The sequence below is a fragment of the Acidovorax facilis genome (assembly GCF_023913775.1).
Lineage (GTDB): Bacteria > Pseudomonadota > Gammaproteobacteria > Burkholderiales > Burkholderiaceae_C > Acidovorax > Acidovorax facilis.
Genome location: NZ_JAMXAX010000041.1, coordinates 1 through 22,290, shown reverse-complemented (window position 1 = coordinate 22,290; position 22,290 = coordinate 1). Strand labels below are relative to the sequence as shown.

24 protein-coding genes are annotated in these 22,290 nt (G+C 65.0%); 12 read left to right on the top strand and 12 right to left on the bottom strand.

Going from position 1 to position 22,290, the window contains the following annotated elements:
• Positions 1–29: 29 nt before the first annotated feature.
• From NFX52_RS13540 to NFX52_RS13520, 5 genes are all read right to left on the bottom strand, one after another.
• Positions 30–1,082 (bottom strand): GGDEF domain-containing protein, encoded by a 1,053-nt coding sequence (locus tag NFX52_RS13540; protein ID WP_055398103.1) that lies wholly within the window; start codon positions 1,080–1,082, stop codon positions 30–32.
• A 33-nt stretch (positions 1,083–1,115) separates the two neighbouring features.
• On the bottom strand, positions 1,116–1,877 hold the full coding sequence (trmB, locus tag NFX52_RS13535; protein WP_055398104.1) for a tRNA (guanosine(46)-N7)-methyltransferase TrmB: 762 nt from the start codon (positions 1,875–1,877) through the stop codon (positions 1,116–1,118).
• Positions 1,874–2,851 (bottom strand): tRNA glutamyl-Q(34) synthetase GluQRS, encoded by a 978-nt coding sequence (gene gluQRS / locus NFX52_RS13530; RefSeq protein WP_055398105.1) that lies wholly within the window; start codon positions 2,849–2,851, stop codon positions 1,874–1,876. The genes trmB and gluQRS overlap by 4 nt, the downstream gene beginning before the upstream one ends.
• Positions 2,848–3,990 carry an NAD(P)/FAD-dependent oxidoreductase gene (locus tag NFX52_RS13525; RefSeq protein ID WP_176885860.1) on the bottom strand — a complete coding sequence of 381 codons (1,143 nt, stop codon included), beginning with the start codon at positions 3,988–3,990 and terminating at the stop codon, positions 2,848–2,850. Before NFX52_RS13525 ends, gluQRS begins: the two co-directional genes overlap by 4 nt.
• 97 nt (positions 3,991–4,087) lie before the next feature.
• The gene (locus tag NFX52_RS13520; RefSeq protein ID WP_055398106.1) at positions 4,088–5,026 is read right to left on the bottom strand and encodes a LysR substrate-binding domain-containing protein; all 939 of its coding nucleotides are present in this window, start codon (positions 5,024–5,026) and stop codon (positions 4,088–4,090) included.
• A 104-nt stretch (positions 5,027–5,130) separates the two neighbouring features.
• Between NFX52_RS13520 and NFX52_RS13515 the strand changes: the two genes are divergently transcribed.
• The 4 genes from NFX52_RS13515 to NFX52_RS13500 all read left to right on the top strand — a co-directional run bounded on the left by NFX52_RS13515 (position 5,131) and on the right by NFX52_RS13500 (position 7,953).
• Complete coding sequence (locus NFX52_RS13515) at positions 5,131–5,832, top strand: pirin family protein (protein ID WP_055398107.1); 702 nt, start codon at positions 5,131–5,133, stop codon at positions 5,830–5,832.
• Positions 5,833–5,879: 47 nt separating this feature from the next.
• Entirely contained in the window at positions 5,880–6,293 is a 414-nt protein-coding gene (locus tag NFX52_RS13510) for a DoxX family protein (protein ID WP_055398108.1), read from the top strand.
• A 111-nt stretch (positions 6,294–6,404) separates the two neighbouring features.
• Positions 6,405–6,959: a flavodoxin family protein gene (locus tag NFX52_RS13505; RefSeq protein WP_055398109.1), complete on the top strand. Its 555-nt coding sequence runs from the start codon at positions 6,405–6,407 to the stop codon at positions 6,957–6,959.
• Between the two features lie 109 nt (positions 6,960–7,068).
• The gene (locus NFX52_RS13500) at positions 7,069–7,953 is read left to right on the top strand and encodes a pirin family protein (RefSeq protein WP_055398110.1); all 885 of its coding nucleotides are present in this window, start codon (positions 7,069–7,071) and stop codon (positions 7,951–7,953) included.
• An 81-nt stretch (positions 7,954–8,034) separates the two neighbouring features.
• Here NFX52_RS13500 and NFX52_RS13495 read toward each other — a convergent pair whose 3' ends face one another.
• The 4 genes from NFX52_RS13495 to NFX52_RS13480 all read right to left on the bottom strand — a co-directional run bounded on the left by NFX52_RS13495 (position 8,035) and on the right by NFX52_RS13480 (position 12,374).
• On the bottom strand, positions 8,035–8,802 hold the full coding sequence (locus NFX52_RS13495; RefSeq protein ID WP_055398126.1) for a sulfurtransferase: 768 nt from the start codon (positions 8,800–8,802) through the stop codon (positions 8,035–8,037).
• A 124-nt stretch (positions 8,803–8,926) separates the two neighbouring features.
• Positions 8,927–9,781, bottom strand: coding sequence for a MinD/ParA family protein (locus NFX52_RS13490; RefSeq protein ID WP_055398111.1), 855 nt, complete (start codon positions 9,779–9,781; stop codon positions 8,927–8,929).
• Positions 9,782–9,791: 10 nt separating this feature from the next.
• Complete coding sequence (locus NFX52_RS13485; protein WP_055398112.1) at positions 9,792–10,565, bottom strand: GGDEF domain-containing protein; 774 nt, start codon at positions 10,563–10,565, stop codon at positions 9,792–9,794.
• Positions 10,566–10,682: 117 nt separating this feature from the next.
• Positions 10,683–12,374, bottom strand: coding sequence for a SulP family inorganic anion transporter (locus NFX52_RS13480; protein ID WP_055398113.1), 1,692 nt, complete (start codon positions 12,372–12,374; stop codon positions 10,683–10,685).
• Between the two features lie 142 nt (positions 12,375–12,516).
• Between NFX52_RS13480 and NFX52_RS13475 the strand changes: the two genes are divergently transcribed.
• The 4 genes from NFX52_RS13475 (at position 12,517) to NFX52_RS13460 (ending at position 15,531) form a co-directional block, all read left to right on the top strand.
• Positions 12,517–13,008: a BON domain-containing protein gene (locus tag NFX52_RS13475; RefSeq protein ID WP_055398114.1), complete on the top strand. Its 492-nt coding sequence runs from the start codon at positions 12,517–12,519 to the stop codon at positions 13,006–13,008.
• A gap of 86 nt (positions 13,009–13,094) precedes the next feature.
• A complete protein-coding gene (locus NFX52_RS13470) occupies positions 13,095–14,333 on the top strand; it encodes a PLP-dependent transferase (protein ID WP_055398115.1) in 1,239 nt (412 codons plus the stop codon).
• A 110-nt stretch (positions 14,334–14,443) separates the two neighbouring features.
• Positions 14,444–15,292, top strand: coding sequence for a DUF2189 domain-containing protein (locus NFX52_RS13465; protein ID WP_055398116.1), 849 nt, complete (start codon positions 14,444–14,446; stop codon positions 15,290–15,292).
• A gap of 47 nt (positions 15,293–15,339) precedes the next feature.
• Entirely contained in the window at positions 15,340–15,531 is a 192-nt protein-coding gene (locus NFX52_RS13460) for a hypothetical protein (RefSeq protein WP_055398117.1), read from the top strand.
• 4 nt (positions 15,532–15,535) lie between these two features.
• Here the strand turns inward: NFX52_RS13460 and NFX52_RS13455 are convergent, their stop codons facing one another.
• Positions 15,536–16,216 (bottom strand): arylesterase, encoded by a 681-nt coding sequence (locus NFX52_RS13455; RefSeq protein WP_055398118.1) that lies wholly within the window; start codon positions 16,214–16,216, stop codon positions 15,536–15,538.
• A gap of 15 nt (positions 16,217–16,231) precedes the next feature.
• Between NFX52_RS13455 and NFX52_RS13450 the strand changes: the two genes are divergently transcribed.
• The 4 genes from NFX52_RS13450 to NFX52_RS13435 all read left to right on the top strand — a co-directional run bounded on the left by NFX52_RS13450 (position 16,232) and on the right by NFX52_RS13435 (position 21,094).
• Positions 16,232–16,945, top strand: coding sequence for an ABC transporter ATP-binding protein (locus NFX52_RS13450; protein ID WP_055398119.1), 714 nt, complete (start codon positions 16,232–16,234; stop codon positions 16,943–16,945).
• A gap of 142 nt (positions 16,946–17,087) precedes the next feature.
• On the top strand, positions 17,088–17,834 hold the full coding sequence (gene rlmB / locus NFX52_RS13445) for a 23S rRNA (guanosine(2251)-2'-O)-methyltransferase RlmB (protein WP_055398120.1): 747 nt from the start codon (positions 17,088–17,090) through the stop codon (positions 17,832–17,834).
• A 557-nt stretch (positions 17,835–18,391) separates the two neighbouring features.
• Complete coding sequence (locus NFX52_RS13440) at positions 18,392–19,639, top strand: IPTL-CTERM sorting domain-containing protein (RefSeq protein ID WP_082437429.1); 1,248 nt, start codon at positions 18,392–18,394, stop codon at positions 19,637–19,639.
• A gap of 288 nt (positions 19,640–19,927) precedes the next feature.
• Positions 19,928–21,094 carry an ABC transporter substrate-binding protein gene (locus NFX52_RS13435; RefSeq protein WP_055398127.1) on the top strand — a complete coding sequence of 389 codons (1,167 nt, stop codon included), beginning with the start codon at positions 19,928–19,930 and terminating at the stop codon, positions 21,092–21,094.
• A gap of 50 nt (positions 21,095–21,144) precedes the next feature.
• On the opposite strand, the gene NFX52_RS13430 is transcribed toward NFX52_RS13435, so the two are convergent.
• Both NFX52_RS13430 and NFX52_RS13425 read right to left on the bottom strand, forming a co-directional pair.
• Complete coding sequence (locus tag NFX52_RS13430) at positions 21,145–21,759, bottom strand: chromate transporter (protein WP_055398122.1); 615 nt, start codon at positions 21,757–21,759, stop codon at positions 21,145–21,147.
• Positions 21,756–22,290: chromate transporter (locus NFX52_RS13425; protein ID WP_252635677.1), on the bottom strand; the 535-nt coding region annotated here is incomplete at its 5' end. The genes NFX52_RS13425 and NFX52_RS13430, both read right to left, overlap by 4 nt.

The window sequence follows — 22,290 nt, the reverse complement described above, 5'->3', positions numbered from 1 at the left end:
TGGTGCCTTTTCGCTCCGCCTGGGTAGCTTCAGAACAGCTCGACGTCGTCGTTGGCCACCTTGGCGGCCAGCTGGCCGCTGGCCACCAGGTCGTCATAAAAGCAGACCTGGTTGCGTCCGTGCTCTTTGGCGTAATACAGCGCCTGGTCGGCCTGGCCCAGGATCTCCACGGGAGAACCCTGCATGGTGCTCACAAAACCCAGGCTCACCGTGACCTGGCCCACCTGCGGGAAGTTGTATTCCTGCACCGCAAGCCGGAAGCGGTTGAACACCTTGTGGGCGGTGCTGAGCGTCGTGGAGCGCAGCAGCACCACGAATTCTTCGCCGCCAAAGCGGAAGATGCGATCGTGGCTGCGAAACGAGCTGCGCAGGATGTTGGCAATCAGGATCAGCACTTCGTCGCCATACAGGTGGCCAAAGCGGTCGTTGACCTGCTTGAAGTGATCGATATCCACCACCGCCAGCCATTGCTGCACGGGCTCGCCGGGCTGTGAGCCTTCTTCGGGGGGAAGAGATTCGGTAACAGTGCCCGGGCGGCCACTGGACAGTCCATTGAGCGCATGGCGCGAGAACTGCTCGTCGAAGGTCTTGCGGTTGAACAGGCCGGTGAGGGCGTCGCGTTCGCTGTAGTCCAGCAGGCTCTGGTAGTTCTGGTAGACCTGGAACACGCCCTTGAGCACTTCCAGCTTGTGCGCCGAGAACGCGCGCGACTGCGTGATCTCCAGGCAGGTGGTGACCTTGTCATGCATCCACACCGGCAGCCAGAGCACATGGCGCCCCCTGCGGGGCGATGCCAGGGCGCTGTCCCCCTGGCTGGCTACGCAATCGCGAAGCGCGGGGTATTTTTCCAGCGTTTCGCGGCGAGGGTCTGCGGCGGCTTCGGAATCGGTCGAAACGAGCTGTCCGTCCTCAACCCAGGAACGGGGGCGTACATGGGCCACGCCGTCAACGGTGAAAAGCTCCAGCGCGCGCACTTCGACGATGCCACTGAGCGTTTGCAGCGTGGACAGCACCGACACCTCCAACCGCAAGTGGTCGCGGTGGCCAGTCATTTCCACCAGGTTCTGGAGAATGGGCTTCATTGGGATGTACGGTGGAGCACTAGGCACAGCTTGTCAATGTCGTCGCACGAACACAACATCCCACACGCCATGCCCCAGCCGCAGGCCCCGGTTCTCGAACTTGGTCAGGGGCCGGTAGTCGGGCTGCGGGGCAAAGTCCGTGGCGGTGTTCTGCAACAGGGGTTCGGCGCCCAGCACCTGCAGCATCTGCTCGGCATAGGGCTGCCAGTCGGTCGCGCAGTGCAGGTAGCCACCGGGCTTGAGGCGGGCCGCCAGCTTGGCCACCAGCGGGCCCTGAATCAGGCGGCGCTTGTTGTGTTTGGTCTTGTGCCAGGGGTCGGGAAAGAAGATGTGCACACCGTCCAGGCTGCCCTCAGGCAGCATGTGGTCGATGACCTCCACGGCGTCGTGCTGCAGGATGCGGATGTTGGTCAGCTCCTGTTCGCCAATGCGCTTGAGCAGTGCGCCCACACCCGGCTCATGCACCTCGCAGCACAGGAAGTTGTCATCGGGGCGCACGCGGGCGATGTGGGCCGTGGCCTCGCCCATGCCAAAGCCAATTTCGAGAATCAGCGGTGCCGTGCGGCCAAAGGCCGAAGCGGCGTCGAGCGGCGCCGGGGCATACGGCAGGACAAAGCGGGGGCCGAAGTCTTCAAAGGCCTTGGCCTGGCCCGTGGTGGTGCGGCCAGCACGGCGCACAAAGCTTTTGATGGTCTTGGGGTGGGTCACGCCAGCGGGAACCCCGCCAGATGTCGTCGCGGGGGCTGCAGCGGGCGCAGCGGTGGGGGCGGAAGCGGTAGGGGTCAGTTCGGTCACGGTGCGCCATTGTAGTTTCGTCGCCACGCGGCGACCCACAGGGTCAGTGCGTCAGAGATGCCAGGGCTGTGCGGGGCAGGCAGCGATGGCAGGCCCAGCACCCGCGCGGCATCGTTTAGAGCCTGCAGCGGGTGGGACAGGTCCAGCGCGCGGGCGCCGTTCTGCTTGGAGAGTTTTTCGCCGTTGTCGCCACACACCAGCGGGGTGTGCAGGTAGCGGGGCGTGGGCACGCCCAGGGCCTGCTGCAGCAGGATCTGGCGCGGGGTGTTGTCGGCTAGGTCTTCGCCGCGCACCACATCGGTGACGCCCTGGTCGGCGTCGTCCACCACCACGGCGAGCTGGTAGGCCCAGAGCCCATCGGCGCGGCGCAGGATGAAATCCCCCACGGCTTGTTCCACATTCTGCTGCTGCAGGCCCAGGCGGCGGTCCTCCCACTGCAGGAGATGATTTGCTATTATTTTTGTAGCTGATGGCGCTTTTCCATCAAGCGCCAGGGCCTGTTTTTGCTTGAAATCTGTGACATTGAATCGCCACGCGCGCCCGGCGCGGCCCTGCAGCCCGTGGCGGCAGGTGCCTGGGTAAGGCAGCGCGGCATGGCGCTCACGCGTGTGGCCCTGGGCGGCATGGGCGTCTTCAATGTCCTTGCGCGAGCAGGCGCAGGGGTAGGTGTGGCCTTGGGCTACCAATTGGTCCAGCGCCCGCTGGTAGAGCGGGCTGCGGGTGGACTGCCATTGGGGGGGAGCGTCGGGCACCATGCCGCAGCTGGCCAGCTGTTGCAGGATGAGCCGGTCCGCCCCTGGCACGCAGCGGGGTGTGTCCACATCTTCAATGCGAACAAGCCACTGGCCCCGGTGCGCCCGCGCGTCCAGCCAGCTGGCGAGGGCCGCCACCAGGGAGCCCGCGTGCAGCGGCCCCGTGGGCGAAGGGGCAAACCGGCCCACGTAGCGCCGTGCAGCGCCCACCTCGGCGGTCATGCCACGGCAAGTGCCAGTTCGAGTCCCGACACGAAGGCGTCTTCAACCCGGTGCCCCAGACACCAGTCACCGCATGCACCCAGGCCCATGGATTTGTCCCACAGGTGGCTCTTGCCCAGCGGGTGGGTGGTCTGGGCATAGCGCCAGCGGCGCGTATCGGCATGAGCAGGGGTAGCCCGGATGCCGGTGACTTCGGCAAAGGCCTTGATGAGCTTGGCCTGCACGCGCGCTTCGTCGTCTTCGAGGTGTTCGGCCGACCAAGCGGGACTGGCCTGCACCGTCCAGCGTTCGACCATGTTGCGGCCGGGTTTGGACGACTCGCGTGCCAGCCAGGCAATGCGGTGGTGGGTGCTGCGTGCAGCATTCCACTGCGGGCCCAGCGTGGTCAGGCCGGGGCGCACGGCCTGCGGGTAGGCCAGCATCAGTGTCCAGCAGGGGGCAATGGCCACCTTGGACAGGGCGTCGGTCAGCGGGGTGTCCACCGCCGAGCTGGCCAGCAGGGCCTGGGCGGGCACCGAAGGCTGGGCCAGCAGCACAGCGTCGAAACCGGCATAGACGTGCTGGCTGCCCGCAGGCCCTTCGGTGCGCAGTTGCCAGCCAGGGGCGTTCAACGAATCGGGCTCGATGGAGGTGACGCGGGTGTGGGTGATGAGCTGGCCGGCCTTGAGCAGCGGCTCGGCCCAGGCGCCCACCAGGGACTGCATGCCTGGGCTGGCCACCCAGTGTGCTTCGCGGTGGGGCAGGCCCGCAGCGGCCACACGGCCTGCGGCGTCCAGCACCTGCACGGAATTGGCGCTCCAGCGCTTGCAGATGCCGGGCACGGTGTCGATGGCGCGGGCAAAACGCGGGTCGCGCACGGTGAAGTACTGGGCACCCGCATCAAAGTTGCCAAAAGGGGTGTCGATGGTGGCAGTACGGCCGCCCGCCTGGGAGGATTTCTCGAACACCGTCACGCGGTGTCCGGCCTGCACCAGGGTGCGTGCACAGGCAATACCAGCCATGCCAGCGCCGATGATGGCGAAGTGGCGCTGGGGTTTGCCAGAGAACGTGGTGGGGGCTGCGGGGGCTGCAACGGGAGGGGTTGCCAGTGCAGTGTTGCGTCGGAGCCGTTTGGCGGGAAGAGGATCGGGTTTGCTCATGGGAGGCCTTTCGGTGACGGTCGGCAAGCGAGATGCAATACAAAACCAACAGGAACCACTCTACACGCGGTATCACCCTGTCGGGACTTGATCGGGATCAGAAATGATGGTGGTTTTCCAGCAGAGCGCGGCGTGTGGTGGGGCTTTGCAGCTGGTTCAGCCACCATTGCAGCGCGCGGCCTGGTGCGGTGAAGCCCGGGCCGCCCCAGGCGTAGTGCACACGCACGTTGCGTTCCGGGCGGGCCACGCGGCGCTCGACCAGGCGGCCGGCCTCCAGGTAGGGGCGCACCATGGGCTCGGGCAGAAAACCGCCGCCCAGGCCACGCAGCTGCACGCGCACCTTGGCCTGCATGGTGTCCACCGTCAGCACGTCCTGCCCACCGAGCAGGCCCATGGTGGCGCCGCCACGTGTGGCCGAATCAGCCACGGCCACGGCCCGGTGTTCCAGCAAGGTGGCGTCTGAGATCGGTTCGGCAGCCGCCGCAAGCGGGTGGTGGGGCGCTACTACGTAGATGAACAAGACATCGCCCAGCGTGCCCTGCTGCAGGCCCGCCACGTTGTTGCCCGCCACGGATACGCCGATGGCCAGGTCGGCCCGGCCGGAGGTCAGCGCCTCCAGCGTGCCGGTCATGATGCCGTCGCGCAGCTTCAGCCGCGTCGGAGGCTTCATGGCGTAAAACGCATCCACCAGCTCCAGCATGGTGTGGGGCGAAATGATGCCGTCGATGGACAGCGTGAGCTGCGGCTCCCAGCCCGTGGCCACGCGGCGCACGCGGTGGGCCACGGCGTCAATGTCCTGCAACAGGCGCGCGCCTTCGCGCAACAGCTCCACTCCGGCCTCCGTGGGGCGGGCCTGGCGTGCGCTGCGGTCGAACAACAGCACATCCAGCGCGTCTTCAATCTGCCGCACGCGGTAGGTGAGGGCGCTGGGCACCAGGCCCAATTGCCGGGCGGCGGCGGCAAAGCTGCCCGCTTCGGCAATCACCTGCAGCATGGTCAGTGCATCGGGGGTCAGGACATCGCGTGCGTTTTGCATGGTGGTGCCATGTTAATTCAGATTATTTGAACATTGCCATCAATTCATCTGCCCCTGCAGGGTGCGCTGCAGTCCTACAGTCGAGTCTTGAAAGGAGCACTCACATGCTGACTGTTCGTAAATCGCAAGACCGGGGCCACGCCGACCATGGCTGGCTCAATTCCTTCCACAGCTTCTCGTTTGCCGGGTACTACGACCCTGCCCACATGGGCTTTGGCAACCTGCGGGTCATCAACGAAGACCGCATCGCACCGGGCACGGGGTTTGGCACCCATGGCCACCGCGACATGGAGATCATCAGCTATGTGCTGTCGGGCGAACTGGCCCACAAGGACAGCATGGGCAACATCAAGGGCATCCCGCCCGGCGACGTGCAGCGCATGAGCGCAGGCACCGGTGTGCAGCACAGCGAGTTCAACCACGCTGCAGGCCAGACCACGCACTTCCTGCAGATCTGGATCGAGCCCAATGTGCGTGGCATCTCGCCGAGCTACGAGCAAAAGACCTTTGCCGAGGCTGAAAAGCGCGGCGCCCTGCGCTTGGTGGCATCGCCCGACGGCGCCCAGGGCTCGGTCAAGATCCATGCCGATGCGGCCCTGTACGCAGGCTTGCTGGATGGCGCTGAATCCGCCACGCTGGCGCTGAACCCCGCCCGCAAGACCTATGTGCACCTGGTGCGCGGTGCACTCAGCGCCAATGGGCAAGGCCTGTCGGGCGGCGATGCGCTGCTGATGGAAAAGGAAACCACCTTGTCGTTGACCGATGGCCACGACGCCGAGGTGCTGGTGTTTGATCTGGCCGCCTGACATTCGACGTTCATTCTTCAACCCACTTTCACCCGGAGTTCTTCACCATGTTCACATCCCTGCAAAACCCCCTGGCTCTCGCATCGCGCCTGTTGCTGGCCGCCCTGTTTCTGCCTGCGGGCATCAGCAAGCTCACCGGCTTTGCTGGCACTGTCGGTTACATCACGTCGGTAGGCCTGCCCATGCCCACCGTGGCCGCCGCCGTGGCCGCTGCGGTCGAGGTGCTGGGCAGCCTGGCGCTGATCTTCGGCTTTGGCACGCGTCTGGCAGCGCTCGCGCTGGCATTCTTCACGCTGGTGGCCAGCTTCTTCTTTCATGCGTTCTGGGACCTGCCCGCTGACAAGCAAATGATGCAGCAGCTCATGTTCTTCAAGAACGTGGGCGTGACCGGCGGCCTGCTGGCACTGGCAGCGTTTGGCGCAGGCGGCTGGAGCCTGGATGCGCGCCAGTCGGGCCGCTGAGCGATCCCCTCAAAAGGCCTGCTGACCGCAGGGCTGTGGTTTCCAGCATTCAATCCGTTCTTCCGCCGTTCTCGCTTTCCTTGTCCCCCTCGTTTCAACAGGAGTTTTCTCATGGCACACATCGCAGTTGTTTACCACTCGGGTTACGGTCACACACAGCGCCTGGCGCAGGCCGTGGCAGAAGGCGCTGGCGCTCAGTTGATCGCCATCGATGCCGAGGGCAACCTGCCCGAAGGCGGCTGGGAAACGCTGGCCGCTGCCAGCGCCATCATCTTTGGCTCGCCCACTTACATGGCCGGCCCCAGCTGGCAGTTCAAGAAGTTTGCCGACGCCTCGTCCAAGCCCTGGTTCAGCCAGGCCTGGAAGGACAAGCTGTTCGCAGGCTTTACCAACAGCGCCAGCACCAATGGCGACAAGCAGATCACGCTGGACTACATGTTCCACCTGGCCATGCAGCACGGCGGCCTGTGGGTGGGCAACGGCATGATGCCCGCCAACTCCAAGGCCGCCACGCGCAACGATGTGAACTGGATCGGCTCCTTCAGCGGCGCCATGGCGCAGTCGCCATCGGACGCCTCGGCCGCCGAGATGTTCCCTGGCGACCTGGAAACCGGCAAGCAGTTTGGCCAGCGTGTGGCAGAGATGGCTGCCAAGCTGGGCAGCTGAACCGCAGAAGCTGGTAGGCTGGCGGCGTTGTTGTCCAGCCCTCAAGGAGCCACCCGATGAATCACCTTTTTGACCTTGTCTCTGTCGTTGAAGCGATGGGAGTGCTGTCATGAACGCTTCCCTGCGTCTGTCGGGCCAAGCCAAGGACCTGGGTGGTGGCTTCACGGTACGGCGCCTGCTGCCCGCCGTGCAGCGCCAGGCGGTGGGACCCTTCCTGTTTTTTGACCACTTCGGGCCGGTGACGGTGGAGCCCGATGCGGGCCACGATGTGCGGCCTCACCCCCACATCGGCCTGGCCACCGTGACCTACCTGTTCTCCGGCGCCATCATGCACCGCGACAGCCTGGGCTATGTGCAGCAGATTGAGCCCGGTGCCATCAACTGGATGACGGCGGGGCGCGGCATCGTGCATTCCGAGCGCCGCCCGCAGAATCTCGCAAACCAGGCCTATGTGAACCATGGCATCCAGCTGTGGGCTGCTTTGCCGATGGCCCATGAAGAGGCCGATCCTTCGTTTGTGCACACGCCTGCCGCTGCCATTCCGCAAGTGCAGGTGGGAGATGCCATGGTACGGGTGCTGATTGGAGAAGCCTTCGGGCAGACCTCTCCAGTCGCCACCTATTCGCGTACGCTGTACCTTGATGTCCAGTTGCCCGCCGGTGCCACGCTGGAGATTCCGGCGCTGGTGCCAGAGATGGCGGTCTATACCGTGGATGCTCCGGTCCAGCTCAACGGGGACACCGTGGCTGCGCAGCTTCTGGCAGTGGCGGAGCCCGGGCAGGCCACACACCTTGCTGCAGGTGATACCCCGGTGCGGTTGATGGTGATCGGTGGCGACGCGCTGGATGCGCCGCGGCACATGTGGTGGAACTTTGTCTCCAGCCGCAAGGACCGCATCGTGCAGGCTGCCGCTGACTGGGATGCCCAGGCCATGGGGCAGGTGCCTGGGGAGGTGGAGTGGATTCCGCTGCCAGAGCGCCGCTTCAAGGCCTGACTTGGCCAGATTGTTGGCTTTGAATGCCTGGAATTTCAAGCCAAATTGGCATCTGGCGCTTGATGGATGAGCGCTATAAGCTCACTTATTGATAGCGTTTTTGCTGTCGGTGGGTAAGGGGTCGGTAGACAGGTCTGCCGCCAGCACCCTGCGTTCATCGAACACAAAACAGCCGCCGTGGTAGTGCGCGCCATCGGTCAGTTCAAAGTATTTGAGGATGCCGCCTTCGAGCTGGTAGACATGCGAGAGGCCTTCTTCGCGCATCAGGATCGCGGCCTTCTCGCACCGGATGCCTCCGGTGCAGAAGCTCACCACGGTCTTGTCCTGCAGCTCGGTCTTGTGCGCGCGCAGGGCTGGCGGGAATTCGGTGAACTTGTCGATGCGCCAGTCGATGGCGTTGTCGAAGGTGCCAGCGTCCACCTCGAAGGCGTTGCGGGTGTCCAGTGTGACCACTTCGCGCCCCTCATCGTCATGGCCCTGCGCCAGCCAGCGTCGCAGGGTGGCCGGGTCCACCGAGGGCGCGCGGCCCTGGGCGGGGCGGATGGTGGGGTGGTCCATGCGGATGATCTCGCGCTTGACCTTGACCAGCATCTTGCGAAACGGCACCGTGGCCGACCAGCTTTCCTTGGGCTCCAGATCGGCAAAACGGGCATCGGCGCGCAGTGCATCGACAAACCCGCGCACGGCCTCGGCCGCGCCCGCCAGAAAGAAGTTGATGCCTTCCTCGGCCAGCAGGATGGTGCCCTTGAGTCCCGCCGCCGTGGCGCGCGCATGCAGCAGCTCGCGAAGGGCCGCCGCATCGGGCAAAGGCACGAACTTGTAGCAGGAGATGTTCAGGACGGTGTCGATGGGGTTCACGGCAAATCAAATGAGCGCAGCGAGGGGCGCGCTTTCACTTCGGTCAAGGCAACTCGCTGAGGCCAGCGGGGGGAGGGCACCGCGCTGCTGCCGGGCTGTGGCGCCTGCGGGCGTCTCAGGCGGCCGGGGTCAGCAGCGTGGTTTCGATCTTGTTGGCCAATTGGGCAATCGCCAGGGCCGCAGGGCAGCCCGGGGTTTGCAGCAGCAACAACTGGCGGCGCATGACCGCATCGCGTACCGAGGGATCGGCCGGGATGTCGCCCATGTGGATCAAGCGCATCGGGCGACCGGATTCAGTGGTGACAAAGCGGTCCAGCACCTGCTGCAGCTGGCTGGTGATGGCGCGGCCGTCGCCTGGACGCGCGGCCTGGTTGATGACCATGCGCACATGCTGGCGCTTTTGCTGCATGGCCAGCACCTTGATGGCGGCGTAGGCGTCGGTCAGCGAGGTGGGTTCGGGCGTGGCCACGATGAGCACCTCGGACGCCAGCGAAATGGAAAACAGCACCACGTCGGAAATGCCGGCGCCGGTGTCCAGCAGCACCACGTCGTACTGGGGCGTGAGCGCCTGGATCACGCTCAGGAATTGATTGCGCACCTCGGGCGTGAGGCGCGAATACTCGACCATGCCCGAGCCTGCCAGCAGCACGTTGAAGCCACCCGGGGCCTGGATCACGGCCTCTTCGAGCGTGGCCTTGCCGGTGAAGACGTCGTGCAGGGTGATCTTGGGGTGCAGATTCAGCACCACATCCAGGTTGGCCAGGCCCAGGTCGGCGTCGAGCACCAGCACGCGCTGGCCACGGCGGGTGAGGGCCGCAGCCAGGTTGGCCGACACAAAGGTCTTGCCAACCCCGCCTTTGCCGCTGGTGATGGCAATGATGCGGGCACCCGTTGCAGAGTGCGAGTGTGAGGCGGCGCCAGCAGGAGCCGCTGGCGATGTGGGTGGGGGAGGGGACAGCGCGTCGCTCATCTTCTAACTTTCAGTAGGCGCTGCCTGTTGGGTTGGGGTCCACCGGAGGCAGGTCGCCCCAACCCGAGGGGGTGTAGAGCGGGCCAAACAACAGGCTTTTCTCTTCGGCACTGACAGTGCTGTCGGGTTGCTCCTCAATGCTGACGCGGTTGCGGCCTGCCGCCTTGGCCTGGTAGAGCTGGTGGTCGGCACGGTCGGTCCACAGCAAGGTGGTGGAGCGGATCCACTGCAGGGCAAAGGCGCCGCCAATGCTCACCGTGACGTGGAGTTCCACCGAGCCCGAGACCTTGATGGGCGTGTTGGCAACGGCACGCCGGATACGTTCGGCCACCACGCTGCCAAAGCCGGCCTGGCATGCGGGGAGCACCACGGCGAATTCCTCGCCACCGTAGCGCGCCAGCGTGTCCATGGGGCGCACGCAGGCGCTGAGCGTGCGCGCCACCGACTGCAGCACGATGTCGCCAGCCAGATGGCCATGCGTGTCGTTGACTTTCTTGAAATGGTCAATGTCGAGCATCAGCAGCAATGCTGCCTCTCCCGAGCGGGTGACGCGATCGATTTCGCGTTCCAGCACGGCGCGGAAGTGCCGGCGGTTGGCCAGACCGGTGAGCGGGTCTTTGAGGGAGAGTTCACACAGTCCGTCGATCAGGCCCTGCAGGTAGCGCGAGGGCACCTCGCGGTGCAACGCTGCTTCGCTGCCGCCAGCCTGAGCCACCAGCGCGTGGGCAGTATCCAGGCGAAGGTCGCGCAGATCTACCAGATGAGAGGCCGCAGAGTCAGACACAAATGGAGCAAAAAGAGTTTGTGCAGTGTACCAGTGCGCCAGCGGGAAGGGCCCCCGCCCCAGGTCTAGGTGAAACCCGCAGCGGTACTGGGAAAAGGGGGGTGGAAGGCTCCTGCATCACACCCGTTCCACCGGCTGCGGAAGCTGCTGCAGCGCTACCAGTGCTTCGGCGTCGGTGCGGTACATCGCGAGGCCCGTTCCGGGCTCCAGCAAACCGGCCTGGCGCAGAACCTGCTCTACGGGAAGCTTGAGGCCGCTGAGGTGCAATGTGCCCCCCCGTGATTGCAGCAGGGCCAGCAGCTGCGCGAAGGTCTCTACGCCCGTCACGTCGATCCGGTTGATGGGCTGGGCCATCAGGCACAGGTGCACTACATCGGGATGGGTGGCCAGGTGCTCGGTAACGCGCCGCTCCAGGGCGCTGGCCGAGGCAAAGTCCAGCTCGGCATCCATGCGCAGCGCCAGCAGCCGGGGAGCCAGAGCGGGCAGGTGCCACAGGTGCCGGTCGCGCAGGCTGCCATCCGGGTGCAGGCCCACTTCAATGATGCGGGGGTGCAGCCGCTGGTACAGAAAGTGGCTCAGGTTCATCAGCAAACCCACCAGCACGCCCCAGTACATGCGCGGGGCCGTGGCCAGTGTCAGTGCGAAGGTGATGCCGCCGATCACGGCCTCGACCCTTGACACCCGCCACAGGCGCAGCAGCATGCCGGGCTTGATGAGGCTGGTCACGGCGGTTACCACCACGGCAGCCAGCACCGACTGCGGCACGTGGTAAAGCGCCGGAGTGAGCCATAGCAGCACCACGAGTACCAGGGCAATGGCAAACAGCGTGGCCCAGCCGCTTTTGGCGCCCGCATACAGGTTGATGGCCGAGCGCGAGAACGAGGCGCTGGTTGCAAAGCTGCCAAACAGCCCACTGCTGATTTTGGCCAGGCCCTGGCCGATGAGGTCCTGGTTTTCATTCCAGCGCTCGCCAGACCGCTGGCTTTCTACCTTGGCGCTGGATGCCGTCTCCAAAAAACTCACCAGCGTGACGACCAGCACCGGCATCACCAGCGCAGAAAAGCTGGACCATGGCAGCGCACCGGGCCAGTACGGAGCCGGCAGGCCCGAGGGCAACGCGCCCACCACGGCTCCGCCAGCGTCCACATAGTCCAGTGCCCAGCTCAGGGCGCCGGCCGCGCCCACCACCACAATGGCTGCAGGAAAATTCGGCCGCCAGCGGCGGGCCAAAATCAGCAGCGCCAGACTGCCCAGGCCAAAAGCCGCCGCCGTGAGGTCAAACAGCCCGGTCGAAGGCGTTGACAGCAGCGCCCCCCAGTCTGACCGTAACCCGGTGAGTGCGGCCAGCTGCGAGCCCAAAATCAGTAACGCCGCAGCCTGGGTAAACCCGCTCAATACGGGGGACGTCACAAGATTGAGCAGCCAGCCAAACCGCGCCATCCCCATGACCAGCTGCAGCAGGCCCGACAGCAAAGCGATCCACGCTGCCATGGCCACCCATTGCGCGCTGCCCGGCTCGGCCAAGCCTGTGAGTGACGCGCCGATCAGCAGGCTGGTAAGCGCTGTCGGCCCCACGCCGAGCCGCGTCGATGCGCTGAACAACACCGCCACCAGTGCAGGAATCAGCGAGGCATAGATACCCGTCACCAGCGGCATGCCCGCCAGCGCTGCATAGGCGACCCCCTGCGGCACCAGCATCAGGCCCACCGTCATGCCCGCCCAGAACTCTCCTTTGATCAGGGCGCGGTTTGGCCGGGGCCAGGACAAAAAGGGGAACCAACGGGTGAGTGACGCAGCGGGAAAAGCCATGGGTACATTGTCGCGCCTCGGCATCGGGCCAGCTTTGCGCAATTTGCGGCATCGTCCTACAGGTGCCTAGGCTGCATCCGACCTAGTGCGCACCTGCCTGCGTTTACAGTCTCGCCATGTTTCAACCGCAAGGAGTTTCCGCATGAACAATCTGAAGATTTCCCAGCGTCCTGCACACCGTATCGCAACCATCCTGGCCGTGAGCGCCCTGGCCTTGGGCCTATCTGCCTGCGGCAAGAAGGAAGAGCCGACTGTGGGCCAGCGCCTGGATTCCGCCGTCGAAAAGACCGAGCAGGCCGCTGCCGAAGCCCGCGCCAAGGCCGAAAGTGCCATGGAGAACGCTCAGACGAAGGTGGAGCAGGGTGCTGCGAATGCAGAATCTTCGGCCAAGGATGCCGCCAACAAGGGCATGGTTTTTCTGAGTGACGCAGAAATCACCGCACAGATCAGCGCCAGCCTCGCCAAGGACCCCGACCTGAGCGCGGTGAAGATTGATGTCGATACAGCGAATGGCCGTGTGACGCTGAAAGGCCCCGCACCCTCCGCCGTGGCCCGTGAGCGCGCCGAAGGCATTGCCAAGGCCGTGAATGGCGTTAGTTCTGTGAACAATCAGCTGGTGGTCAGCGCGAGCTAAGCGCGCGGGCTGGCATCAGCCCCGGCGCCGCAAACAGCGCTTCACACCACGCGCCGCCCGGGTTCACGCCCTGGCGGCGCGCTACCATGGTCGGCATGAAAGAGCACGACACCGACCTCGCCACCCGCATCGTCCACCATGACTACGTTCCTCCTGCTGGTTTCGTAGCGCCCCAGCCGGGGGTGTACAAGGCCTCCACCGTCATCTTTCCCAACGTCGCGGCCATGCGCTCGCGCGAATGGAAGGACAAAAGCGGCTACACCTATGGGCTGCACGGCACGCCCACCACGTTCATCCTGGAAGAGCGCCTGTGTGCGCTGGAGGGCGGCCTGCAGTGCGTGCTGGTTCCCAGCGGCCTTGCCGCCATTGCCAACGTGGCCTTGGCCCTGCTTCAGCCCGGCGACGAAGTGCTGATCCCGGACAACGCCTACGGCCCTGGCAAAGACCTTGCCAATGGTGAACTGGCGCGTTTTGGCATCACCCATGGGTTTTACGATCCGCTCGACCCAGCCGATCTGGCCGCCCGCATCACCCCTGCAACCCGGCTGGTGTGGCTGGAGGCTCCGGGCTCGGTCAGCATGGAGTTTCCCGACCTGTGCGAGCAGGTGCGCATCTGCCGCGCACACGGCGTGACCACGGCGCTGGACAACACCTGGGGCGCGGGTCTCGCGTTTGCGCCGTTTGACCTCACGGGTGATGGCAGCCTGGGAGTGGATGTTTCGGCCCACGCGCTCACCAAGTACCCCAGTGGCGGCGGCGATGTGTTGATGGGCAGCGTCATGACACGGGACCCGGGCCTGCACATGAAGATCAAGCTCACCCACATGCGGCTGGGCTTGGGGGTGGGGGCCAACGACGCGGAGTTCGTGCTGCGCGCGCTGCCCAGCATCGGCCTGCGCTACCGCGCCCATGACGAAGCGGCCCGCACTCTGGCGCGGTGGCTGCAGCAGCAGCCCGCCATCGTGCAGGTGCTGCACCCCGCGCTGGAAGGCGCGCCCGGCCACGCACACTGGAAGGCACTGTGTGGCGCACGGCAGGTCGGGGCGGGGCAGGCAGCGGGCCTGTTCAGCGTGATGATTGATGCCCGCTACACCCAGAAGCAGGTGGATGCGTTCTGCGACGGCCTGCGGCTGTTCAAGCTGGGCTACAGCTGGGGCGGCCCCATGAGCCTGGTGGTGCCCTACAACATCGCCAGCATGCGCAGCCGCCCGCCCGCGCACTTGAAGCCGGGCACGCTGGTGCGGTTTTCGATCGGGCTGGAGGCGGTGGAAGACCTGCGGCGCGATCTGCAGCAGGCCCTGGAGCACGCCTTCCCGGCAGGCTGAGGCCTGTCTTTTTTGCGCGGGGTGGTAGTTTCCTCAGTGGCGCACCGCCGAGGGCTGGCTTAGTGTGAGTGTTCGCGGGTGTCCCGCTGCCACTTCCAAGAACTGCCCGAATGACCGCCACCCCATCGGATTCCTCCAACCCCCTCCCTGCGTCTGCCGATCCGGCCCAGCAACTGGCGCCAGACACCTCGGTGGCCCAGCCCGTGACCCTGCAGCGCCTGGGGTTGGCGGACCCGTTCCGTTGGCTGGCCAGGGGCTTGCAGGATGTGCGCGCGGCTCCCGGCATTGCCCTGTTTTATGGCGTTTGCTTCTGGTGCATGGCGCTGGTGCTGGGCTGGGTGTTCCGCACTCGGCCTGAATACACCATGTCCCTGGCGAGTGGCTGCCTGCTGGTAGGCCCCTTCTTGGCGATGGGGCTGTACGACACCAGCCGTCGGCGCGAGGCGGGGCTCAAGCCCGAGCTGAGCGAATCGCTCACCTGCTGGGACAGCCACATGGGCAGCATGGGCATGCTGGTGCTGGTGCTTGTGGTGCTGGAGCTGCTGTGGGGGCGTGCATCTCTGGTGGTGTTTGCCGTGTTCTTCAACACCGGCATGCCGTCCACCACGGGCGTGCTGCAGGCGGTCTTCAGCCCGCAGAACTGGAGCTTTGTGGCGGTGTACCTGGTGGTGGGCGGCGTATTTGCAGCGCTGGTGTTCTCCACCTCCGTGGTGTCCATTCCCATGATTCTGGACCGCGACACCGATGCGCTTACGGCCGGTATCACCAGCATGCGCGTGGTGCTGGAGAACCCCCTGGTGATGCTGCTCTGGGGCGCACTCATCACCACCATCGTGGTGTTTTCCCTCTGGTTCTGGGGCATCGGGCTGCTGGTGGCCGGGCCGGTTCTGGGCTTTGCAAGCTGGCATGCGTACCGCGCATCGGTCATCCCGCTCCAACGCCCCCCAGCGGGGGCTTGAAAAACCCATGCTGTTACAGTGAGTCTCAACTTCAGGAAGCAATTACCTTGGCAACACCCAACTACGGATACGAAAAACGCCAGCGCGAACTCGCCAAAAAGAAAAAAAAGGAAGAGAAGCTGAGGTCCAAAACACAGCGCAGGCCGGACGATCCGCAAGGCGACGACCAGCCCGCTGACGGCCAGCCCAACGGCGATGCTGCGGCCCCGGACCAGCCCACAGGCGCTCCCGGCGCCTGAGCCCTCAGCGCAAGAGTTTTTTCAGTTCCGGCCACACATTGGCCAGCATCTGCGGATGCGCCTCGGCGCGCGGGTGGATGCGGTCAGGCTGGAACAGGCGGGTCGGATCGGGCCCGTCGGCCACCCCCTTCAGGAAGAAAGGCACCACGGCCACCTTCTGGGCCTTGGCCACTGTGGTGAACAGGCCCGCGAACTTGTTGGCATAGTCGGTGCCATAGTTGGGTGGCACCTGCATGCCCACCAGCAGCACCTTGGCCCCGGCCTTTTGCGCCGCCTGCGTCATAACCGTCAGATTCTCTTCCGTGTTCTTGAGCGGCAATCCCCGCAGGGCATCGTTGCCGCCCAGTTCAATCACCACATGGCTGGGCTTGTGCTGCGCCAGCAGCGCCGCCAGGCGCGAACGGCCGCCCGAAGTAGTCTCCCCACTCACGCTGGCGTTGACCACCGTAGCGGCCAGCTTTTCCTGGGTCAGTCGTTTTTCGAGCAGCGCCACCCAGCCCGTGCCGCGTGCCAGGCCATATTCGGCGCTCAGAGAGTCTCCCAGCACCAGGATCACGGGCTGGCGCATCGGCGCGGCCGCTGTCTTGGACGTTGCCTGGGCTATGGCGCAGGGCGCCGAAAGCCCCACCAGAAGCCCGATAGAGGCGCGCAGGATAAAGTGGCGCCGTTGCTGATATCGAATCAAAGTAAAGAGCCTTTCATGTCCGAATCCTCTCCATTGCCCAAGACAGCTGCTGCCACACCCATCATTGCCGTGGAGCATGTCTTCAAATCGGTCACGGATTCCACCGGAACCCTCGACATTCTGCGGGATATCGATTTCCGCCTGGCCGCCAGGGAAACCGCCGCCATCGTGGGCGCGTCGGGCTCGGGCAAGAGCACCTTGCTGTCCATCATCGCGGGGCTGGACACCCCCAGCCGTGGCACGGTGCGGCTCGATGGCCACGACCTCTTTGCCATCGACGAGGATGAGCGCGCTGCGCTGCGTGCCCAGAAGGTGGGTTTTGTTTTCCAGAGCTTTCAGCTCATGGGCAACCTCACCGCGCTGGAGAACGTGATGCTGCCGCTGGAGTTGGCCAACCGCCCTGAAGTTCGCAAAAATGCCCGCAAGGTAGCCGCCGACATGCTGGCCCGCGTGGGGCTGGGCCAGCGCCTCTCTCACTACCCCAAGGTGCTCTCGGGTGGCGAACAGCAGCGCGTGGCGCTGGCGCGAGCGTTTGTGGTGCAACCTGCCGTGCTGCTGGCCGATGAGCCTACGGGCAGCCTCGACTTTGCCACCGGCGAAACCATCATGAAGCTCATGTTCGACCTGAACCGCGAGCAGGGCACCACGCTGGTGCTGGTCACCCATGACCGCGCCATCGCCGAGCAGTGCGAGCGGCGCATCACCATCGAAGCCGGGCGGGTCGTGTAAGCGCTATTTGCCGCGCTGAGAGGGAGGCGGAAACCAGGTTTTTGAGTGTTTTTGGCCTCTAGCGCTTATTCATAAAGCGGTAGCAGCTATCAAATTGATAGTTTTCCAAAGCCGGTGCCCTGCGCCAGCAGATAATCCCCCCATGTCCAGCCCCAAAGTTCTCTTCGGCTTTCACGCCGTGGGCGTGCGTCTGAAGACCGCGCCGAAATCCATCATCGAGATTTACTACGAGGCCACGCGGCGCGATGCCCGCATGCGCCAGTTTCTCGACCGCGCCCGCGAGGCCGGTGCCCGCCTGATCGAAGCCGACAGCGTGCGCATCGCCAAGCTGGCTGGCAGCCATGGCCACCAGGGGGTGGCTGCGCGGGTAGAGCCCGTGAAGGTTGCCACCTCGTTGGATGAACTGCTGGAAGACCTGGAAGCCGCCGGCATTGAGCAGCCCCTGCTGCTCGTGCTGGACGGCGTGACCGACCCGCACAACCTGGGCGCCTGCCTGCGAGTGGCCGATGGAGCGGGCGCGCATGCCGTCATCGCCCCCAAGGACCACGCCGTGGGCATCAACGCCACCGTGGCCAAGGTGGCCAGCGGCGCAGCCGAAACCATGCCGTACTTCATGGTGACCAACCTCGCGCGCACCTTGAATGAGCTCAAGGAGCGCAACATCTGGTGCATCGGTACCAGCGACGACGCGCCCAAGACCATCTACCAGGTCGACCTGAAAGGCCCCGTGGCCCTGGTGCTGGGCGCCGAAGGCGACGGTATGCGCCAGCTCACGCGCAAGACCTGCGACGAGCTGGTCAGCATCCCGATGAAGGGCGCTGTGGAGAGCTTGAACGTATCGGTGGCCAGCGGCGTGTGCCTGTACGAGGCGCTGCGGCAGAGATCTTGACCCCTGAGGCGCCTCGCGCCTTCCCCCCCCCGGGGGGTACGCCCCCAGCGTGGCGGGGCAGCCCTTGCGCAGGGCGCTGGTATGAGGGAGCGTGCCAGTTTCGCTTGCTGCAGGCAGTATGGCGCACAGCGAGTCATTAAGGTGCATCCTTTGGACCAATAGTCCCCGGCGAATCGAACGTCCTGTGCTTCGGCAAAACCCCACGCCCACGGCTTTGCTGGATCTTCACAAGCTGGCTGAGCAGATCCTTCCCATCGTCAATGCCATTGCATTGCAGCTCTCTGCAGCCACACCCAGCGGGTGCACCGCCCCATCTCCAAGGCCCCAAGGCCGCGATAGCGCAATCCATAGGAATTTTTGCAGAGGGGCCCTCCAGGCGGCGCCCATGTGTAACGCGACGGGGTCATGGGTGTAGGCCAACTGCCCGACTAATGGGCGCAATGGACATAACTCGCGCAAATCGCACCGCTGGGCAGACAGGCGCAGTACTGTGGGTCACACAAGGTAAGTTTTTGTTTGATTAATGACTTTTAAGTCACCACAGAAGGTTTAACACCATGCCATCCGACAGCACAACCACCCTCACCAAATCAGGGTACGCCACACGCGATGCTGCCCCCCTCCAGTCCAAGTTCGGTCGGAAAAATCCCGCCTTGCTGCTGAGCCTGGGGCTTGTTTCCCTGCTGTCCCTGACATACAGCTGTGGCGCATTGGCGGCGACGGCACCGCCGCTGGGTAGTGCCAGCAACTTCGCCATCGTTTCCGACACCTTTACCAACAGTGGAAATCCGACCATCATCACCGGCTCGATTTGCTATACCACTCCCCCGTCCACTGCGCCCACCACAGTGACCGGGGTCGTCAAAACGCCGTGTGATACCGAGATTGCCGACCAAGGCATTGCGCTGGCGGATCTGGATTCCCAACTGGGCACCTGCATTCCCCTCGGCTCCGCCGTTGATCTCAGTGCCGTCGTTGTGAGCGGCGGCACGCCTGGAGTGATCCCGCCTGGCTGTTATTCCAGCACGGGAGCCATGAGTGTTGGCTCGACGGTAACCCTGAACGGTTCTGGAATCTACGTCTTTCGCCCCGGCGCCGGGGCGACGACTGCGGCGCTCAACACCGCCGCCGACTCCATCGTTTCCCTCAATGGTGGCGCTTGCGCCGGCAATGTGTTTTGGGCGCCCACTGCCGCGACCACGCTGGGTGCCAACTCCACTTTCATCGGAACGGTCATTGGAAACGCCGGTATGTCCATGGGCGCCGGTGCCACCTTGTCCGGCCGAGCCTTGACGTCGGGCGGAACCGTAACGACGAGCGCCAATGCGATTTCGCTCCCTGGCGTGTGTGCAGCCCCCACCGTGCCTTCGATCACGGTATCCAAAATCTCCAATGGTGGCGTGGGTACGTTTGGCTTCAGCGGCAGCAACGGCTTTGCCAACCAGTCCATCACGACCCTGGCATCCGGCTCGGCCGTGGCTGGGGCGACGCAGACGCTGACCGCAGCGGGTGTCAGCACTTCCATCACTGAAGCAGCGCCACCCTTGGGTTACACCCTGGCTTCCATCAGTTGCACCGGCCTGGGTTCAGGTGGAACGCAGACAAACGACCTCTTGACGCGCACCGTCACGCTGGATGCAGCGGCCACTGCAGCAGGGGCGGCCATCGCGTGCACCTTCACCAACAACTTGGATGGATTCGTGCCGCCCTCGACCATCCCCTCCCTTTCCGAGTGGGCGATGCTGTTCCTCGCCGGACTTCTGGCCATTGCGGGATTTGCTGCAATTCGGCGCAAGGGCCTGTAGGTCGGGAAACCATGGGCGCAGCGACGCAGACAGACGCCGCCGTTGCGCGGTGATCTGCTGATCCACAACGTGCCCCGGTGAGTTTCACGGAGTGCGGCGTTGGCCCGCACGATGTCGGGGTGTCGTGCGGTTCGGCACCCTGTGCACTGCAGGCTGCCGTCGCCAAGTGCTGCATACCCTGGGGAGAGCCGGTCCTTTCTGGGTATGTTCTGTCGCGAAACTGACAGCAAGTTTCCCCAACTGCCGCTAGGCTGCCCCACCTTTGCTTTCTTCGGGATCTCCCACACCATGAGCCGTCGTCAATTTCTCTTGCGCGCCACCCAGGCCGTTGCTGCCACCGGCCTGCCCGCATGGGCCCACACGGCCCAGGCCGCCGAAGACGCACTGACCGCCCGCACCATCAACCTGGGTTGCTCCATCGCACTGACCGGCCCCTTGGGCCAGGCTGGCATCGAGCAGGTGGCAGGCATGAAGGCCGCGTTTGCGGAAGTGAATGCCGCTGGCGGCGTGCATGGCCGCGAGATCCGCATGGACCCCAAGGACGATGGCTATGTGGCTGCACGCACCCTCAAGAACGTGACCGAGATGGTCGAGGCCCAGTCGGTGTTCGCGCTGATCTCGCCACTGGGCACGGCCAACACGGCATCCATCCTGCCGCTGATCGAATCCAAGGGCATTCCCACCGTGGGCCCGGTGACGGGCGCGACCTCGCTGCGTGCGCCTGAGAACCGCCATGTATTCTTCCTGCGCCCCACCTACCGCGAAGAGACGCAGCGCCTGGTCAAGCAGATCGTGGACATGGGCCTCAAACGCATTGCCGTGGTGTACCTGGACAACCCGTTTGGCAAGGAAGTGCTTAAAGACATGTCCCGCGCGCTGGACGAGATCAAGGTAGAGCGCGGTGGCGAGTTTGCACTGGCCGTGGACGGCAAGAACGGCGCTGAGCTGGCCGACAAGGTGGCTGCAGAGCGCCCGGGTGCCGTCCTGCTGGCCACCACGGGCACAGCCAACACCGCGTTTGTGCAGGCCTTCCGTGCCAAGGCACAGGGCGTGCCGCTGGCGGGGCTGTCGGTTACGGTGATCTCGTCCGAGCTGCCCAAGCTGGCTGCGTCCACACGGGGCCTTGCGCTGGTGCAGGTGTTTCCGGACGCGAATTCGCAAAAATCGGTGGTGGTTCGCAAGTTTCAGAGCACCATGAAGGCTACCGGGGCTGACCCGGCCTTCTTGAACAGCGGCAGCGCGCTTGAAGGCTGGCTCAACGGCCAGATCATGATCGAGGGGCTCAAAAACGCGGGCAAGGACCTCACACGCGACCGCCTTCGCGCGGGCCTGGCCAGCATCCGCGCGCTGTCGTTTGGTGACTTCAACGTTGGCTTTGGCAACAAGGCGCCCTACATCGGCTCCGACGCGATCTACCTGGCCGTGTACGCGGAAAACGGGCGCCGGATCAGCTGACCCAGCCCCGTGTCACGCAGGGGTGCCAAGCGCGGCACCTCTGCCATCAGCTACACCCAGCCGATAGCCCCCAGCACCGCCCCGGCGCCCAGCATCCACAGCAGGTGCAGCCTGGTGCGCCACACCAGCACCACGGTCACGGCGCTGAGCAGCCACAGGGGCCAAGCGGTGTCGAAGTTGCCGTGTGCGCGTGTCAGCACCCACGAGGTGGCCAGCAGCAGGCCAATGACCACCGGCGCCATGCCTTGCTTGAAGGCGCGCACGCCGCGCCGCTCGCGGTTGCGGTGGCCCCAGCGGGTGGCTGTCCAGGTCAGCAGGCTGCTGGGCAGCATCACGCCCAGCATGCACACCGCCATGCCCAGGGCGCCCAGCAGCCAGCCTGCAAGGCCCGGGCCGCCTGCGTTGATGCCCACGTTCCAGCCCAGCAGGGCGATGAACAGCACGTTGGGGCCGGGTGCAGCCTGGGCAATGGCGATGGATGCGTTGAACTGCGGGTCGGTGAGCCAGGCGTTGCGCTCCACCAGGTAGCGGTGCATGTCGGGCGCGGTGGCAATGGCGCCGCCCACGGCCAGCAGCGACAGCGACAGGTAGTACAGGAACAGGTTGAACCAGTCGCCCGCGCCCAGGGCCGTCAAGGGTGTGGTGAGGGTGGTGGCTGCATTCATGGCGCGAGCTTTCTCCACGTCAGCACGCAGGCCGCGCCACCGATCACCGGCAAAATCCAGAACAGCGGCCAGCGCAGCCACGCCATGGCCACGATGGTCAGCCCTGCAAACGCCACACACAGCGGGCGGCCCAACGAGTGGTTTTTGATCGACACAAACAGCTTGATGCCCACCCCCGCAATCAGCCCCGCCGCCACGGCGCCCATGCCGCGCAGCGCACCGGCCACGGCCGGGTGGCTGGCAAACTGCGCATAGACCACGGCCAGGGCCAGCACCAGGATCAGCGGAAAGGTCAGCATGCCCGCCAGCGCCGCCAACGCGCCGCGCAGACCAAAGTAGCGGTCGCCAATCATGATGCTGAGGTTGACCACGTTGGGGCCCGGCATGATCTGTGCCACGGCCCAGTCCTCGACAAACTCCTCGTTCGTCATCCAGCGCTTTTTCTCCACCAGCTCGCGCTGCACCACGGCCAGCACGCCGCCAAAACCTTGCAGGGCCAGCCAGGTGAAAGACCAGAACAGATCGGACGGG